This window comes from Microbacterium murale (assembly GCF_014635185.1).
Lineage (GTDB): Bacteria > Actinomycetota > Actinomycetes > Actinomycetales > Microbacteriaceae > Microbacterium > Microbacterium murale.
On the sequence record NZ_BMCM01000001.1, the window covers coordinates 980,253 to 994,959 of the forward strand.

General features: G+C 67.9%; 11 protein-coding genes. 7 read left to right on the forward strand and 4 right to left on the reverse strand.

The window, feature by feature from the left end; genetic code table 11:
- Positions 1 to 24 precede the first annotated feature (24 nt).
- Positions 25 to 1,374, forward strand: coding sequence for a family 4 glycosyl hydrolase (locus IEV67_RS04755; RefSeq protein ID WP_188435387.1), 1,350 nt, complete (start codon positions 25 to 27; stop codon positions 1,372 to 1,374).
- A gap of 35 nt (positions 1,375 to 1,409) precedes the next feature.
- Positions 1,410 to 3,788, forward strand: coding sequence for a beta-glucosidase family protein (locus IEV67_RS04760; protein WP_188435388.1), 2,379 nt, complete (start codon positions 1,410 to 1,412; stop codon positions 3,786 to 3,788).
- Positions 3,789 to 3,825: 37 nt separating this feature from the next.
- On the opposite strand, the gene IEV67_RS04765 is transcribed toward IEV67_RS04760, so the two are convergent.
- On the reverse strand, positions 3,826 to 5,508 hold the full coding sequence (locus IEV67_RS04765) for an MSCRAMM family protein (RefSeq protein WP_229702728.1): 1,683 nt from the start codon (positions 5,506 to 5,508) through the stop codon (positions 3,826 to 3,828).
- An 89-nt stretch (positions 5,509 to 5,597) separates the two neighbouring features.
- Positions 5,598 to 6,584, reverse strand: a complete 987-nt coding sequence (locus tag IEV67_RS04770) for a DMT family transporter (protein WP_188435390.1) — start codon at positions 6,582 to 6,584, stop codon at positions 5,598 to 5,600.
- 190 nt (positions 6,585 to 6,774) lie between these two features.
- Here IEV67_RS04770 and IEV67_RS04775 point away from each other — a divergent pair, with 190 nt between their 5' ends.
- Together IEV67_RS04775 and IEV67_RS04780 are read left to right on the forward strand one after the other, a co-directional pair.
- Positions 6,775 to 8,061: an adenylosuccinate synthase gene (locus IEV67_RS04775; RefSeq protein ID WP_188435391.1), complete on the forward strand. Its 1,287-nt coding sequence runs from the start codon at positions 6,775 to 6,777 to the stop codon at positions 8,059 to 8,061.
- Between the two features lie 219 nt (positions 8,062 to 8,280).
- Positions 8,281 to 9,522: a lactonase family protein gene (locus IEV67_RS04780; protein ID WP_188435392.1), complete on the forward strand. Its 1,242-nt coding sequence runs from the start codon at positions 8,281 to 8,283 to the stop codon at positions 9,520 to 9,522.
- A gap of 150 nt (positions 9,523 to 9,672) precedes the next feature.
- On the opposite strand, the gene IEV67_RS04785 is transcribed toward IEV67_RS04780, so the two are convergent.
- A complete protein-coding gene (locus IEV67_RS04785) occupies positions 9,673 to 10,737 on the reverse strand; it encodes a YeiH family protein (protein ID WP_229702730.1) in 1,065 nt (354 codons plus the stop codon).
- Between the two features lie 83 nt (positions 10,738 to 10,820).
- Between IEV67_RS04785 and IEV67_RS04790 the strand changes: the two genes are divergently transcribed.
- Positions 10,821 to 11,768, forward strand: a complete 948-nt coding sequence (locus IEV67_RS04790; RefSeq protein WP_188435393.1) for a LysR family transcriptional regulator — start codon at positions 10,821 to 10,823, stop codon at positions 11,766 to 11,768.
- Here IEV67_RS04790 and soxR read toward each other — a convergent pair.
- Positions 11,740 to 12,216 carry a redox-sensitive transcriptional activator SoxR gene (gene soxR / locus IEV67_RS04795; protein ID WP_188435394.1) on the reverse strand — a complete coding sequence of 159 codons (477 nt, stop codon included), beginning with the start codon at positions 12,214 to 12,216 and terminating at the stop codon, positions 11,740 to 11,742. The genes IEV67_RS04790 and soxR overlap by 29 nt on opposite strands.
- A gap of 64 nt (positions 12,217 to 12,280) precedes the next feature.
- On the opposite strand from soxR, the gene IEV67_RS04800 reads away from it, so the two are divergent.
- Together IEV67_RS04800 and IEV67_RS04805 are read left to right on the forward strand one after the other, a co-directional pair.
- Positions 12,281 to 13,672 (forward strand): MFS transporter, encoded by a 1,392-nt coding sequence (locus tag IEV67_RS04800; protein WP_373284430.1) that lies wholly within the window; start codon positions 12,281 to 12,283, stop codon positions 13,670 to 13,672.
- Positions 13,669 to 14,649, forward strand: coding sequence for an alcohol dehydrogenase catalytic domain-containing protein (locus IEV67_RS04805; RefSeq protein ID WP_188435395.1), 981 nt, complete (start codon positions 13,669 to 13,671; stop codon positions 14,647 to 14,649). The genes IEV67_RS04800 and IEV67_RS04805 overlap by 4 nt, the downstream gene beginning before the upstream one ends.
- Positions 14,650 to 14,707: the final 58 nt, after the last annotated feature.

Consider the following 14,707-nt stretch of genomic DNA (forward strand, 5'->3'; position numbering starts at 1 on the left):
TCAACCCGAATCGGAGCACGAATCATGAAAGTCACCCTGATCGGAGCAGGCAGCCGCGAGTTCGCAGGCAAGATCGTCCGTGACCTCCTGCTCAGCGAGCCGATCGCGCAGAAGGATCTGGAGATCGTCCTGATGGACATCGCCGCAGAGCCGCTCGCCGAGATGGAGGCGTACACCCGCCATCTCATCGAGCGTCTTCGGCATTCGGCAACAGTCTCATCGACCACAGATCTCGACGCGTCCGTCACCGATGCGGCCTTCGTCGTCACGGCGATCGAGGTCAACCGCTACCACTACTGGTCGCAGGACTTCACGGTGCCGCGCAAGCACGGCTTCAAGCAGGTCTACGGAGAGAACGGCGGCCCTGGGGGGATGTTCCACGCGCTGCGTCAGTTCGGACCCTTGCTTCAGATCGCCCGCGCGATCGAAAAGCACGCACCCGATGCGCTGTTCCTGAACTTCTCAAACCCCGAGCACAAGGTCTGCGAAGCGATCTCGAGGCTGACGTCGGTGAAGGTCGTCGGCCTCTGCCACGGCTACTTCTACGGCGTGCGTCAGATCTCCGCGTTCCTCGACATGCCGCGCGAGCGACTCGACCTGCCTGCAGCGGGCATCAACCACTTCACGTGGTTCCAGGCGGTGCGCGACCGTGAGACCGGAGAGGATCTGTACCCGCGTCTGCGCGAGATCGAGCGCGAGGCGAACTGGGTGTCCGACTGGCACGAGATCGGACTCTCCCGGATCCTGTTCCGCCGCTTTGGGCTGTGGCCGTCGCCGAGCGCCAATCACATCGGCGAGTACATCTCCTGGGCTGAGGACTACGTCCCGGCGCAGCTGCAGTACTTCCATGACCCCGCGGACGGTTCGCCCTGGCGCCCCGGTGTCCCGACACCGGAGTGGTACTACGAGATCCGCTTCGCCGACACCGACCGTCCATTCCACGCGCCACGTCCTGATGCTTCACTCGAGCGGTCTTTGGAGGACACTCCGATCGAGTCGTCCGAGGAGCTGGCGATCCCGATAATCGAGTGGGTCGCTTGCGGCGTCGAGCGCGACCTTCCGGCCGTGAACATCCCGAATCGCGGTGCGATCCCAGGGCTGCCGGACGAGATGGTGGTCGAGGTGCCGGCGAGGGTTGAGAACGGCGAACTCGTTCCGATCCAGATGGAGCCGCTGCCCGAGGGCATCCTCGCGATGATCCAGTTGCACGGGTCCATCCACAAGTTGCTCGTCGAGGCGTACGCCGAGCAGTCGAAGCAGAAGCTGCTCCAGGCGATTCTGCTCGACCCGGTGGTCGATTCTCACAACCGCGCGGTGGCGATGCTGGACGAGTTCCTCGAACTTCAGGCTGACGCGCTGCCGCCCCTGACCTGATCCGTCCGCGGCATCTCCACTCCGAAAGAGAATCCATGACACTTCCTCGCTTCGACTTCGAGACCGTGTTCGACGTTGACACTGTGCTCGCCGAGCTCACGTTGGAAGATAAGGCGTCGCTGCTCTCCGGCCTCGACGACTGGTTCACGCAGCCGATCGACCGGCCGGGGATGACGCACGCGGTCCCGTCAATCGAGGTCGGTGACGGCCCGCACGGTCTGCGCAAGGAGACCGGCGTCGACATGGTGTGGGTGCCGGCGACCGGATTCCCCACGGCATCCGCGATGGGGGCGTCATGGGACAGGGAGCTCATGCGTCGGGTCGCAGCGGCGATCGGAGAGGAGGCGAGGGCTGAAGGCGTGCAGGTCGTCCTCGGGCCCGGTGTGAACATGAAGCGCTCGCCGCTGTGCGGTCGCAACTTCGAGTATTTCTCGGAGGATCCGTTTCACGCCGGCGAGATCGGGGTGGCGTACGTGGCGGGACTTCAGTCGACGGGTGTGGGTGCGTCGCTCAAGCATTACGCGGCCAACAATCAGGAGATCGAGCGGACTCGCATCTCCGTCGTCGCCGATGACCGTACCCTCCGCGAGACCTACCTTGCAGCTTTCGAGCGGGTCGCCCGTCAGGCCGATCCGTGGACGGTCATGTGCTCGTACAACCGCATCCATGGCATCCACGCATCTGAGAATCGCTGGCTCCTGACGGAGGTGCTCCGCGAGGAGTGGGGCTATCAGGGCGCCGTCGTCTCGGACTGGAACGCGGTCCACGACCGGGTCGCTGCGCTCCGGGCCGGACTGGACCTGGAGATGCCGGGGACGGCGGGGAGGACGGACGCGGAGGTCGTTGCCGCCGTGCGCGCGGGGGATCTCGACGAGGCCGTGGTGGATGCCGCAGCGCGACGCGTGCTCGCCCTTGTCGCCCGCGCGTACCCTGGCGCCGACGTCGTCGATGGCCCAGTCATGCAGCTGGGCCACGTGGCGGGCGACCGCCTCACAGAAGAGCAGCTGCGCGTCTTGAAGGCGGATGAGCACCACGCGCTGGCTCGTGAGGCCGCCGCGGCGTGCATCGTTCTGCTGCGCAACGAGCCCGGACCATCTGGTGCCCCGGCGCTTCCGCTGAACGAGAGCGGCGGTCGCATCGCCGTGATCGGCGCTTTCGCCGAACACGCGCGCATCCAGGGCGGTGGGTCATCCGGGGTCGATCCGACCCGCGTCGATGTTCCCCTGGATGAGATCCGCGCGGTCATGGGCGCCGACCAGGTCTCGTACGCTCCGGGGTACGTGTATCTGCCGAAGAACGCCTATCAGGACGACAACGTCGCGACGCTGTCAGCCCATGGGATCACATTGGTGGAGGAGCGGCCGAAGGTCGCGCGCCGATCCGCGACGCTGGCCAAGGAGCTTCAGCTCGCCGAGGCGATTCAGCACCTTGCAAAGGCCGAGCCGTCCGATACCGCTCGCCGGTTGATTGGCGAGGCGCTGACGACCGCGCAAGAAGCGGAGACGATCGTCATCTTCGCCGGTCTCCCGCTCGCATTCGAGCAGGAGGCCAATGATCGCGACACGCTCGCGCTTCCGGAGGAGCAGAACGTCCTCATCTCCGCGCTTGCGGATCTGCGTGATCAGACCGGAGCCGCACTCGTCGTCGTCCTCGCGAATGGCTCGCCGGTGACCATGGAACCCTGGCACGACCGGGTGGACAGTATCGTCGAATGCGGACTCGGTGGGCAGGGCGTCGGCGCCGCAATCGCAGAAGCCCTGTTCGGGCGGGCCAACCCCTCGGGTCGGATCGCGGAGACATACCCGCTGGCGATCGAGGACAGCCCCGGATTCCCGAACTGGCTCGGTGAGCGCGGCGTCGTGCTCTACGGCGAGGGCGTGTTCATCGGCTACCGGTGGTACGACGCACTTCGGCGGCCGGTTCTCTACCCCTTCGGACACGGACTTTCCTACACGTCGTTCGGGTACACCGATCTGAACGCCGAGATCGTGGATGCCGCTGCCGGGCACGTGCGCGTCACGTGCAGAGTCACCAATGGAGGCTCCAGGGCGGGTGCCGAGGTCGTGCAGTTGTACGTCGGCGATCCGGATGCCGAGGTCTCGCGGCCGGTTCGGGAGTTGCGTGGCTTCGAGAAGGTGTACCTCGAGCCCGGGGAGTTCGCGGACGTCAGCTTCGACCTCGAGAGCCGGGACTTCGCGTATTGGGATGCAGCCGCCGACTCCGGCGAGAGCCGACTCGGACTGTGGCGGCGCGAGGGCGGCGACTTCATCATCGAGGTCGGGGCGTCCTCGCAGGACATTCGGCTCGCGCAGACGATCTCGCTGCCCGATGATGTGTCGATCCCTGCGCTCATCCGCGACGCCGAACTGCAGGGTGCTGGCACCTCACGGTTTTTTCAGGGGCACGCAGGCTGAGCCTGCGAACGCTCGAGGCGGAGGGAGCGGGCGGGCTTCAGCCCCGTATCCGACTGCGGCGCCCTGCCACGAGCAGGAGCGCACCGCTGAGGAGCGTGATCAGCCCTCCGGCGATGAACGGCGCGCTGTCAGCACCGGTCGTCGCGAGGGGACCGGAGCCTCCTCCGTTCGCGCCTGGTGCCTGACCACCTGGTGCCTGACCGCCGGGCGTCGTGGGCGGATCCGTCGGGTCGACGGGGTCGACCGGATCGGCGATCAGCGCGAAGTCCTGATCGACGATGACATCACCTGAGGCGGTGATCGTGGCCGTCACGCTCGCCGGACCGTCGACGGTATAGCCGTCGGGAGCGACAACCGAGATGTCGTAGGAGCCGGGCGGCAGGTCGCCGAACCGATAGCCCCCGTCGTCGGCCGTCGTGGTGGTGGTCGTGCCAGTCGGCCCCTCGACCGTGACTGTCACGTCGCCGAGCGGTTCCCCATCGCCGTCTGTGATCGTGCCTGCGAGCGAGCCCAGCCTGGCCAGGTCGAAGTCCACTCCGGTGAGGTCGGTGCCGGCCACGGTCTCATTCCGGGTGGCGGGCGTCACCGCGACGGTGCCCGCGGGAACGGTGATCGCCACGTCATACGTTCCGTTTCCGATTAGCGGGAACGAGTAGCTTCCATCGCTCGCCGTCGTGGTCGTGAGCGTGCCGCCCGGCCCTGTCGCGGTGACGGTCACACCGGCCATGCCGGAACCTGCTGCGGTCACGGTTCCGGAGAGCGAAGCGATGTCGCGAACGGTGAGGTCGACGACGGCATCTGCTGTGCGGAGGTCAGCGGTTCCGGTGCCGACGACGCCGACCTTGCCAGGCGGAGGGGTCGCCGTGACCTGGTATCCGTCGGTCGCGAAGTAGCCGGGGAAGGAGTAGAGGCCTCCACCCGCCGTCGTCGTGTTCGCGACGACGTTGCCGTTCGCGTCGGTGAGTGAGACGGAGACACCGTCAATCGGGCCGTCGTCCACATCGCTGACCGTGCCCGTGATGTCTCTCGCCATCGAAGCGAACCAGGTCTGATAGATGGGGAAGCCCGAGCGTTGGGAGTATTCGAAGGTGAGAGTGCTGATCGAGACGGTGGGTTCGAACCATGCGGCTGCACCGGCGGTGTCCGCTGCGGTCGGGTTTCCCATGAGGGTCATAGTCGAGGCATCCCAAGTCGGAATATCCCCGACATACCCCGAGCACGCGATCCCGGTGCCCGAGCCCGGTGCGCAGTAGTTGAATGCATCCCGGAAGCCGAGGTCCGCGGCGGTGAGTGCGGCACCGCTCGCCGACGTGCCGGAGATGCGCAGGGAGTCGGCGTCGATGTCGCCGAGGGCGAAGGCCCAACCCGACGACGGAGCAGGCGTGGCGAAGGTGTAGGTGGTGGTGGACGGGGTGGTGGCCGTGTTCGCCTGCGGGCGGAGGTTCAGATAGGGCTGGTTGCGGCTGGATCCGTACTTCGCCCCGATCGGCGTGCCCTCGGACAGCCAGGTCGAAGCGCCGGAGATGACGCCGATTCCGCCCCCGCCGAGCGAATTGCTGGTGATCGTCGCGGTCAACTCCGGCTGTCCGGCAAGCGTCATGGACGACGTGAAGCTCCCGCCCGTGCCGGAGAGCGGATCCCATGATGCCCACGCGGTGGTCGTCACGGCGGATGCCGAAGGCGCGATCGCCAGGCTCAGCGTGGCAGCCACGAGAACCACGGCAAGAGTCCGTCCGGACTTTCGATGACGCGCGGAGGTTTCTTGACGAGAGTCATCGTGGCGCATCGCCTCAGTCTGCCGGTGGCGAATCACCACCGCAATCCCCGTGCGCGATGTTCACCGTCGTCACTCACCGCGGGGCGTCGCCGCATCCGCGTGACGAGAACGCCGAGCAGACAGAGCGCGCCGCCGATGAACATCATCAGCGTCGGAACCTCGCCGAGGATCATCCACGACATCAGGATCGCGATCGCCGGTACGACGTAGGTCGTCGCGGACGTCTGCCCGGCAGTGCTGCGCTGGAGCACGTACGCCCAGGTGGTGAAGGCGATCGCGGTCGGGAAGATGCCCAGATACACGACCCAGAGCGTCGCATCCAGCGGCGCGGTCTGCAGGTCGGCCACGAGACGGCCCGCCCACGGCAGCAGAGCGACCGTGCCCGCGATCGCCCCGAGCCAGGTCAGCGTCGTCGCGTCGACTCCCGAGGTGAGCAGGTGTTTCTGCACCAGCGTGCACCCGGCGTACATCACGGCGGCGAGCAGGGCGAGCAGCAGACCGGTGATGTCCAGGCCGGCGCTCGTGTGGGAGTTCATCCCGATCAGCACCACGCCGAGGAAGGCGATCGGAGCGCCGATCAACAGCGGCTTGGGGAAGCCCTCGCGCAGGAACAGCCCGCTGAAGACGACCACCATGAGCGGAGCGAGATTCACGACCATCGCCGCAGTACCGGCGTCGAGTGTGCGCTCGGCGCTGTTCAACGCCAGGTTGTAGATGCAGAACCAGCCGACGCCCCACACGACCACCAGCAGCCAGTGGCGCCGTGCGGGAAGGCGGATGCCGTGCCGAAGAGCGAGGATGCTCAGCGCGACCGCGCCGACCGCCATGCGCAGTAATGCCAGTGCACCGGGGTCGAAGTGCGGACCGGCGCCGCGGATGCCGATGAAGGCCGACGCCCACAGCACGACGGTGACGAGAGCAGCGATGAGGATGAGCGACCCCCGCGATCTCTGCGCAGCGACTTTGGGCGCGGTGACGTCCGGCACGTGCGGCGTGGGATGGATCGGCACGTCAGGCATGATCCGATCCTCGCAGCGACCACCGACACCGTCGATCACCCGGAGAGCCAACTGCCGTGCATTTTCCGCCAGCCTTTGAAGTCGCCGTTTCACCGCAGGGCGGGGGCCGACGGCATCCGCACACCCCTTCGGTAGGATGGAGAAGCCCGATCGGGCGCAGCTACGCGGCAGAAGACCCAGGGGGTTACCCATGCCAGGAATCGTGATCGTCGGCGTCCAGTGGGGCGACGAGGGCAAGGGCAAGGCGACCGACCTGCTCGGCGACCGAACCGACTGGGTGGTGAAGTTCAACGGCGGTAACAACGCCGGGCACACCGTCGTGGTCGGCAACGAGAAGTACGCGCTGCACCTGCTTCCCTCCGGCATCCTCTCGCCGGGTGTCACGCCGGTGATCGGCAACGGCGTCGTCATCGACCCCGAGGTGCTCTTCGACGAGCTCACCGCGCTTTCCGCCCGCGGCATCGACGTATCCAAGCTCAGGGTGAGCGCGAACGCGCACCTCATCACCCAGTTCCACCGCACGCTCGACAAGGTGACGGAGCGCTTCCTCGGCAAGCGCAACATCGGCACGACAGGGCGCGGCATCGGGCCGGCCTACGCCGACAAGATCAACCGCGTCGGCATCCGCGTGCAGGACCTCTTCGATGAGAACATCCTGCGCCAGAAGGTCGAGGGTGCGCTCGATCAGAAGAACCACCTGCTGGTGAAGGTCTTCAACCGCCGCGCGGTGACGGTCGACGAGATCGTCGACGAGCTGCTCTCCTATGCGGAGCGGCTGCGTCCGATGGTCGCCGACACCGGACACCTGATCGACGAGGCGCTCGACCGCGGCGAAGTCGTCGTGTTCGAGGGCGGCCAGGCGACCATGCTCGACATCGACCACGGCACCTATCCCTTCGTCACCTCGTCGACCGCGACGGCGGCGGGCGCGGCATCCGGATCCGGCGTCGGACCTGGGCGCCTCGACCGCATCGTCGGAATCGTCAAGGCCTACACGACGCGCGTCGGCTCTGGTCCGTTCCCGACCGAGCTGTTCGATGAGAAGGGCGACTGGCTGCGCTCAGCCGGCTTCGAGTTCGGCACCACCACCGGCCGACCCCGCCGCGTCGGCTGGTACGACGCGCCGATCACGCGGTACGCGACCCGCATCAACGGCATCACCGACCTCGTGCTCACCAAGCTCGACATCCTCACCGGTCTTGAGCAGATCCCCGTCTGCGTCGCCTATGACGTCGACGGCGAGCGGTTCGACGATGTGCCGGTGAACCAGACCGACTTCCATCACGCGAAGCCGATCTACGAGAGCTTCCCCGGCTGGAGCGAAGACATCTCCACCGCCCGCACGTTCGAAGACCTGCCGCAGACGGCGCAGGAGTACGTGCTCGCGCTCGAGAAGATGAGCAAGACCCGCATCTCGGTGATCGGTGTCGGCCCTGAACGCGACCAGGTGATCGTGCGTCACGACCTGCTCGACTGAGGCGCCGTGCGCGGTGATTCGGCGCGGGAGGTGGCGCTGGTGGTCGCTGATTCGCGACGGGTGCGGCACAAGGCGACACCTGCCGGCGCGGCGGGGATGCTGCTCGGGATGGCGAGTTCGGGAGGTGGCGCTCGTGGTCGCTGATTCGCGGCGGGTGCGGCACAAGGCGACACCTGCCGACGCGGCGGCCGGGCGTCCTCTCGACACGAGGAGACAGTTGTGACGCAGTTCTGGGTCGGCGGCTACGGCGCCGGCATGGGCGGGGATGCCGACGGTATCGGTCTGCTCGAGGGCGACGAGGGGCGCGAGCCTGCCACGCTCGCCTACCGCGGTGCGGTGACGCAGACCGCGTCGCCGTCCTGGCTCGCGCGGCATCCGTCTCTCGACGTCGTCTACGCGGCGCTCGAGGGCGACGGCACCGTGCAGGCGTTCGCTCGCTCCGGCCAGTCGGCTCTCGCGCCGCTGGGGCGCCCGGTCGCGGCGGGGGATGGCGTCTGCCACCTTGCCGTTGCCTCGAGCGGCTCGTACCTGATCGCCAGCTGCTACGGAGACGGCCGGGTCGTGCGCGTCGATCTGTCCGCGGACGGATCACTCGTGAAGTCGACGCTCGCGGCTCACGCACAAGACCCATACGATCCGGATGCCGCACTGGATGCTGCGGGAGACGACCCTGCGCAGCCCTCGGCGCAGGAGGTCGCAGCGGCCATGCTGCGCAGCGGTTCCATGACGTTCGAGCAGCCCGCGGCTGAGGTCGAGGCCCCGCCGCGTTCGGGGCTGCTGCTCTTCGACGACGTGCTTGGGTTCAACACTCCACCGGCACCTGAGCCGCAAGCGGCGGTCGAAGAGACGGAACAGCCGGCCCGTTCATCGCACGCGCACGCCGCTGCATTCCTTCCAGACGGACGCATCGCGACCACCGACCTCGGGTTCGACCTCGTACGCATCTGGCGGCCGACACAGGGCGGACTGACGCTCGATCACGAGGTCGTGCTGCCGATGGGCATCGGGCCACGGCACATGGTCGTGCATCCGAGCGGGCACCTGCACGTGGTGACCGAGTACTCCTGCGAGATCTTCACGCTCGCCGTGCAGCCGGACGGGCGCTGGGCCCTCGCCGCCGCGACTACGGTGACTCCCGCCGCCGAGATCGGCACCGATTTCCCCGCTGAACTCGCCCGCTCCCGCGACGGGGAGACGCTGTACACGGCGCTGCGCGGCAGCAACACGATCGCCGCGCTGCGCGTGCGTGGGGCAGGTGAAACGGTCGAGCCGCTCGCGCTCGCCGAATCCGGAGTGGACTGGCCGCGCCACCACCTCATTCATGACGGCGCCCTGCTCGTCGCGGGGCAGCGCTCGAACGAGCTCAGCGTTCTCGACCTCGACGACCGCACTGGTGCGCCTCGCGGCATCCTGCACCGCACCCCGGCGCCCGCGCCGACCAGCCTGCTGCTCGCGCGCTGAGGCGGCGCGGGAGCACACGGTGTTGCGCTCGTCGGATTGTGTTGCGCCGGTCGGAGGATATTGCCGGATACCTCCGACAGGCGTACCAGGCTCCGCCGTGCGCAACATACCGATCCAGAACAACCGGCTGGTCGGAACGTGGATGCGGGGTCAGCGCCAGCCGGACGTGACGGCGATCGTCCCGAGTGCCGTGAGCGTCACGAGCATCCAGAGGATGGCGCCAAGCACGAGCGGTCGCCATCCGGCGCGGCGCAGCGCCTGGACGTCCGTCGACAGGCCGATCCCGGCGAGTGCCATCGCGATGAGGAAGACGCTGACCTGCACGAGCGCGTCACGCGGAGCATCGGGGATCACGCCGAGCGAATTGATGATCGCCACGGCGATGAACCCGACGAGGAACCAGGGAACGAGCTTCGCGATGCGCCGCCCAGTGAGCCGCGCACCGTCCGCACTGCGCCGCGCCTCCATGACCGAGAGCCCGACACTGATCGGGATGATCATGAGCGTGCGCACGAGCTTGACGACGACGGCGAACCCGAGTGCCGCGGTGCTGTACACCCCGGCTGCGGCCACGACGGAGCTGGTGTCGTTGATCGCCGTGCCGGCGAGCAGGCCGAACGTGTGCGGGTCGAGGTTCAGCGCGTGGCCGAGCAGAGGGAAGAGCACCACGGCGAGGATGTTGAAGAGGAAAATCGCCGAAACGGCGTAGGCGATCTCGGCGCTCGCCGCGCCGATCACCGGTGCGACGGCCGCGATCGCGGATGCTCCGCAGATGCCGGTCCCCACGCCGATGAGCGTGGTGAGACGACGTTCCGTGCGCAGCATCCGTCCGACGAGCCACGCGCCGAGCAGGCACACGAAGAGTGTCGTCAGCATGATCGGCAGCGATTCGAGTCCGACCTGCAGGATGCTGCCGATCGACAGTTGCACGCCCAGCAGCACCACCGCGAGCTGCAAAAGGAACTTGCCGGAGTATGTGATGCCTGGCTGGATGCGGGCATCCGTCGCCGCGAGGCCGCGCATCGCTCGAGGGCGCAGGAGCGACAGCAGCACGCCGATCACGATCGCAGGCACCGCCGATCCCAGCACGGGGAAGACGGCGCCGATGCCGGTGGCGATGAGTGCGATGGCTGTGGTGACGAGCACGCCGGGCAGCACCTCGGCGCCTCGGTCTACGAGACGTGCGGGCAACGTGGCTGCGGGAGAGAACTGCACGATTCCACCCTCGCGGATGATGGCGATGACCCGGTAGAGGTCTATCGTCGATAGGGATACAAGATTGGACTGTGGGGTCGCGAATGCAGGGTGTTCCAGATATCGACGCGCTCCAGCTGTTGTCCGCCGCGGTGCGATACGGCTCGATCTCTGCGGCGGCACGAGAGAGCGGCGTGACGCAGCAGACCGCGTCGGCACGGTTGCGCAGTGTCGAGCGGCAACTGGAGATGGAACTGTTCCGCCGTACCCCGCGGGGCGTCGTGCCGACGCCGGCGGGCGAGACGCTCGCATCGTGGGCGGAGGACGTGCTCGCCGGCGCTGAACGGTTCCGCGCCGGGGTGGAGACTCTGCGTGATGAGCGCAGCCGTGAGTTGACGGTGGCGGCCAGTCAGACCGTCGCAGCGCACATGGTGCCGTCGTGGCTGGTCGCGCTACGGGTGAGACAGGTGCGTGCCGGTCGCGCGCCGACCGCCGTGCGGCTGCTCACCGCCAACAGCGTGGAGGTCGAAGAGCTCGTGCGCTCCGGATCCGCCGATCTCGGGTTCATCGAATCGCCCCTCCTTCCCGCAGGACTGTCACAGACGTCCGTGCGCACCGACGCTCTCGTACTGGTCGTCGCTCCAGGTCACCCTTGGACGGCGCGCGCGGAGGTCACGATGGCAGAGGTCGCGGACGCCGAACTCGTCGCCAGGGAGGAGGGCAGCGGCACCCGGGAGACGTGGGAGACCGCCGTGCGAGCGCGTCTCGGACGGGATGTGGTGCCTCCCGCAGTCGTTCTTCCGACTTCGGCTGCGGTGCGCTCGGCGGTCGCCGAGGGCCTGGCCCCCGCACTCCTGTCCGAGCTCGCGGTCGCCGACGACGTGCGGCTCGGACGCCTGGCGGAGGTCTCGATGTCAGGTCCGCCAGTGGTGCGTCCGATCAGTGCGCTCTGGCGTGGAAAGGCGCGAGATCTGACTCCCACGAATCGTGAACTTCTCGATGTGGCGGTGGACGGCGGCGCGCTCACTCGGCCGCCGCTGCCGCCGGCTTGAGCCACCGAATCGGCCCTGCACCCTTGCTCCCCAGCACATCGGCAGGGTTCTGCAGCGCGCAGGAGTTCAGGCTCAGGCATCCGCACCCGATGCATCCGTCCAGGTCTCCTCGAAGATGCTCGAGCTGTCGGATGCGCGCGTCGAGCTCATCGCGCCAACGCTGAGAGAGGCGCGCCCAGTCCTTCTTGGTGGGTGTGCGACCCTCCGGCAGCGACTCGAGCGCTGAGCGGATGTCCTTGAGCGGGATGCCGACACGCTGCGACACACGGATGAAGGCAACGCGCCGCAGGGTGTCACGGCAGTAGCGGCGCTGATTGCCGTCGGTGCGCTCGGAGTGGATGAGGCCGTTGCGCTCGTAGAAGTGCAGGGCAGAGGATGCCACGCCGCTGCGGCTGGAGAGTTCGCCGATCGTGAGCTTGCGGTGCTTGTTGCCGTCCAACTGGGGCATGCGCTCCTCCTGACGTCACTGCCGGCTTGACCTCAACCATAGTTGAGGTTCTAGCGTCAGGGGAATGACAACGGACACAGGAGAGGTGCGGGCCGTCGGTGCCGCCGCACCCGGCATCATGAGCGGCACGTTCCTCTGGATCACGATCGGTGCGTGCGCCCTCGTGTTCCTTGGGGCTTTCGAGTCGCTAGCGGTCACGACGGTGATGCCGGTGGTGAGCGCCGAGCTCGGCGGTGAGCGGCTCTACGCCCTCGCGTTCGCCGGCCCGCTGGCCACCGGGGTGATCGGCATGGTGGCCGCGGGGAACTGGTCGGACCGCCGTGGACCGACGGCGCCGCTGTACTCGTCAGTGGCCGCGTTCGTCGCCGGCCTGCTGATCGCCGGGCTCGCACCGACGATGGAGATCCTGGTGGCCGGCCGCTTCGTGCAGGGGTTGGGCAGCGGCGGCATGATGGTCGCACTCTACGTCGTCGTCGCCAGGGTGTACCCGCAGGACAAGCACCCCGCGATCTTCGCCGCATTCGCCGCAGCTTGGGTCGTGCCGTCGCTGATCGGGCCGACGATCGCAGCAGTGGTGACGGATCTGTGGAGCTGGCACTGGGTGTTCCTTGGCGTCGTCGTGCTCGCTCTCGCCGCGCTGTTCATGGTGGTGCCGGCGTTGCGGGGCCTGTCGCGCGACGGCGACACGTCGACGCCCTGGGCGCTCGGGCGTCTCGCCTGGTCCGTCCTCGCGGCGCTCGCCGTGCTCGCCTTGAATCTCGTGGGCGATGTTCCGGGCGTCGGCCCGGTGCTCGCCGTCGGTGCGGTGGTCGTGGCGCTGATCGCCGTGCGACCGCTGGTGCCGCGGGGAACGTTCATCGCGCGCCGAGGTCTGCCGTCGGTGATCCTCGTCCGCGGGCTCGTGGCGGGCGCCTTCTTCGGCACGCAGGTGTACGTGCCGTACCTGCTGACTGATCGGTACCTGCTCACCCCCACCCTCGCTGGACTCGCGTTGACGGGCGGCGCGCTGGCATGGTCGACCGCGTCGACGGTGCAGGGAAGGATGGGCGCACGGCTCTCGAACGTGATCGCCCTGCGGATCGGAACCGCGCTGGTGCTGATCGGCATCGCGCTCGTCCTGGCGACCGCTGCTTTCGGGTGGGATGCCCTGGTCATCGTCGCGGCGTGGATCGTCGCCGGCTCGGGCATGGGGCTCATGAGTCCCCGAAGCAGCGTGCTGACGCTGTCGCTTTCGACACCCGCGAATCAGGGCTTCAACAGCGCCGCCATGACGGTCGCCGATTCGTTCGGCAGCGCAATGGTGCTGGCCATCACCGGCACGCTGTTCGCCGCATTGGCGACGACGGCGGATCCCTTCACGGCCGTGTTCGCGCTGACCGTGGTGATCGCCGTCGTGGCGGTGATCCTCGCGCCTCGAGTCGCTGGTGGTCGCGTTCACGAGGAGGTCGGAGCATGAGGGCGGTCGTGCAGCGCGAGTTCGGTGGGCCGCAGGTGCTCGTCGTCGAGGAAGTCGGTCGACCTGATCCTGCCGAGGGACAGGTCCGCATACGAGTCGCTGCCGCAGGAGTGCACGCGGTGGACACGAACATCCGGCAGGGAGATGGCCCACCATCGATGCCACGACCATCGCTTCCCATGACGCCGGGTCGCGAGGTCGCGGGCACAGTGGATGCAGTGGGCCCTGACGTGGACGCCTCGTTCATCGGTGCGCAAGTGGTGGCGCACGTCGGCTTCCTGAACGGCGGCTACGCCGAGTACGCGCTCGCTCCGGTCGTCGCACTGCACACAGTTCCAGACGGCGTGACGTTTCCCCAGGCCGTCGCATCGATCGGCACGGGCCGTACGGCACAGTACGTGCTGGAGGAGGCGCGCGTGCAGTCGACAGATGTCCTGATCATCCCTGGATCATCAGGAGGACTCGGCAGCCAGCTCGTGCAGCTCGCCCTCTCGATGGGGGCCGCGGTCGTCGCGCTCTACGGTGGCGAGGCGAAGCGCGCGGTCGTGGAAGGGTTGGCGTCGGATTCCGAGAGATTCTTCGCGCTGGATGCCACGGACGAGTCCTGGCCGTCGCAGATGGCCGCGTTGCTCGGAGAGCGCGAGCCGTCGCTGTTGATCGACGGCGTCGGTGGTGTGACGGGCCGCGCGGCCTTCGAGGCCTTGGGCCGCGGTGGGCGTGTGGTGATCATCGGATGGTCGAGTGGTGAGGTGCTGCGGATCGACACGGATGACATCGTCGACCGGTCGTTGACGGTGACGGTTCCACTCGGACGCCCGTTGCCGCAGCTGCGCGAACTGGAGGCGCGGGCGCTCGCCGCGGTCGCTGACGGGCGCGTGCATCCGCCCGTCGACGAGTACGCCCTCGAGCGTGCCGCAGATGCGCACGCGGCGATCGAGCAGCGCAGGCAGCGGGGGAAGGTCGTGCTGATCCCGTAGCCCGGACCGGCGCCCGTTCGCCCCTGTTGCACCTGTCGGAGGGTGTTACACCTGTCGG

Bases quoted from the DNA above. Each gene is read 5' to 3' on its own strand.
- IEV67_RS04770 (WP_188435390.1), bottom strand. From the start codon at position 6,584: ATGCCTGACGTGCCGATCCATCCCACGCCGCACGTGCCGGACGTCACC.
- IEV67_RS04760 (WP_188435388.1), top strand. From the start codon at position 1,410: ATGACACTTCCTCGCTTCGACTTCGAGACCGTGTTCGACGTTGACACT.
- soxR (WP_188435394.1), bottom strand. From the start codon at position 12,216: ATGCCCCAGTTGGACGGCAACAAGCACCGCAAGCTCACGATCGGCGAA.
- IEV67_RS04775 (WP_188435391.1), top strand. From the start codon at position 6,775: ATGCCAGGAATCGTGATCGTCGGCGTCCAGTGGGGCGACGAGGGCAAG.
- IEV67_RS04805 (WP_188435395.1), top strand. From the start codon at position 13,669: ATGAGGGCGGTCGTGCAGCGCGAGTTCGGTGGGCCGCAGGTGCTCGTC.
- IEV67_RS04790 (WP_188435393.1), top strand. From the start codon at position 10,821: ATGCAGGGTGTTCCAGATATCGACGCGCTCCAGCTGTTGTCCGCCGCG.
- IEV67_RS04755 (WP_188435387.1), top strand. From the start codon at position 25: ATGAAAGTCACCCTGATCGGAGCAGGCAGCCGCGAGTTCGCAGGCAAG.
- IEV67_RS04800 (WP_373284430.1), top strand. From the start codon at position 12,281: ATGACAACGGACACAGGAGAGGTGCGGGCCGTCGGTGCCGCCGCACCC.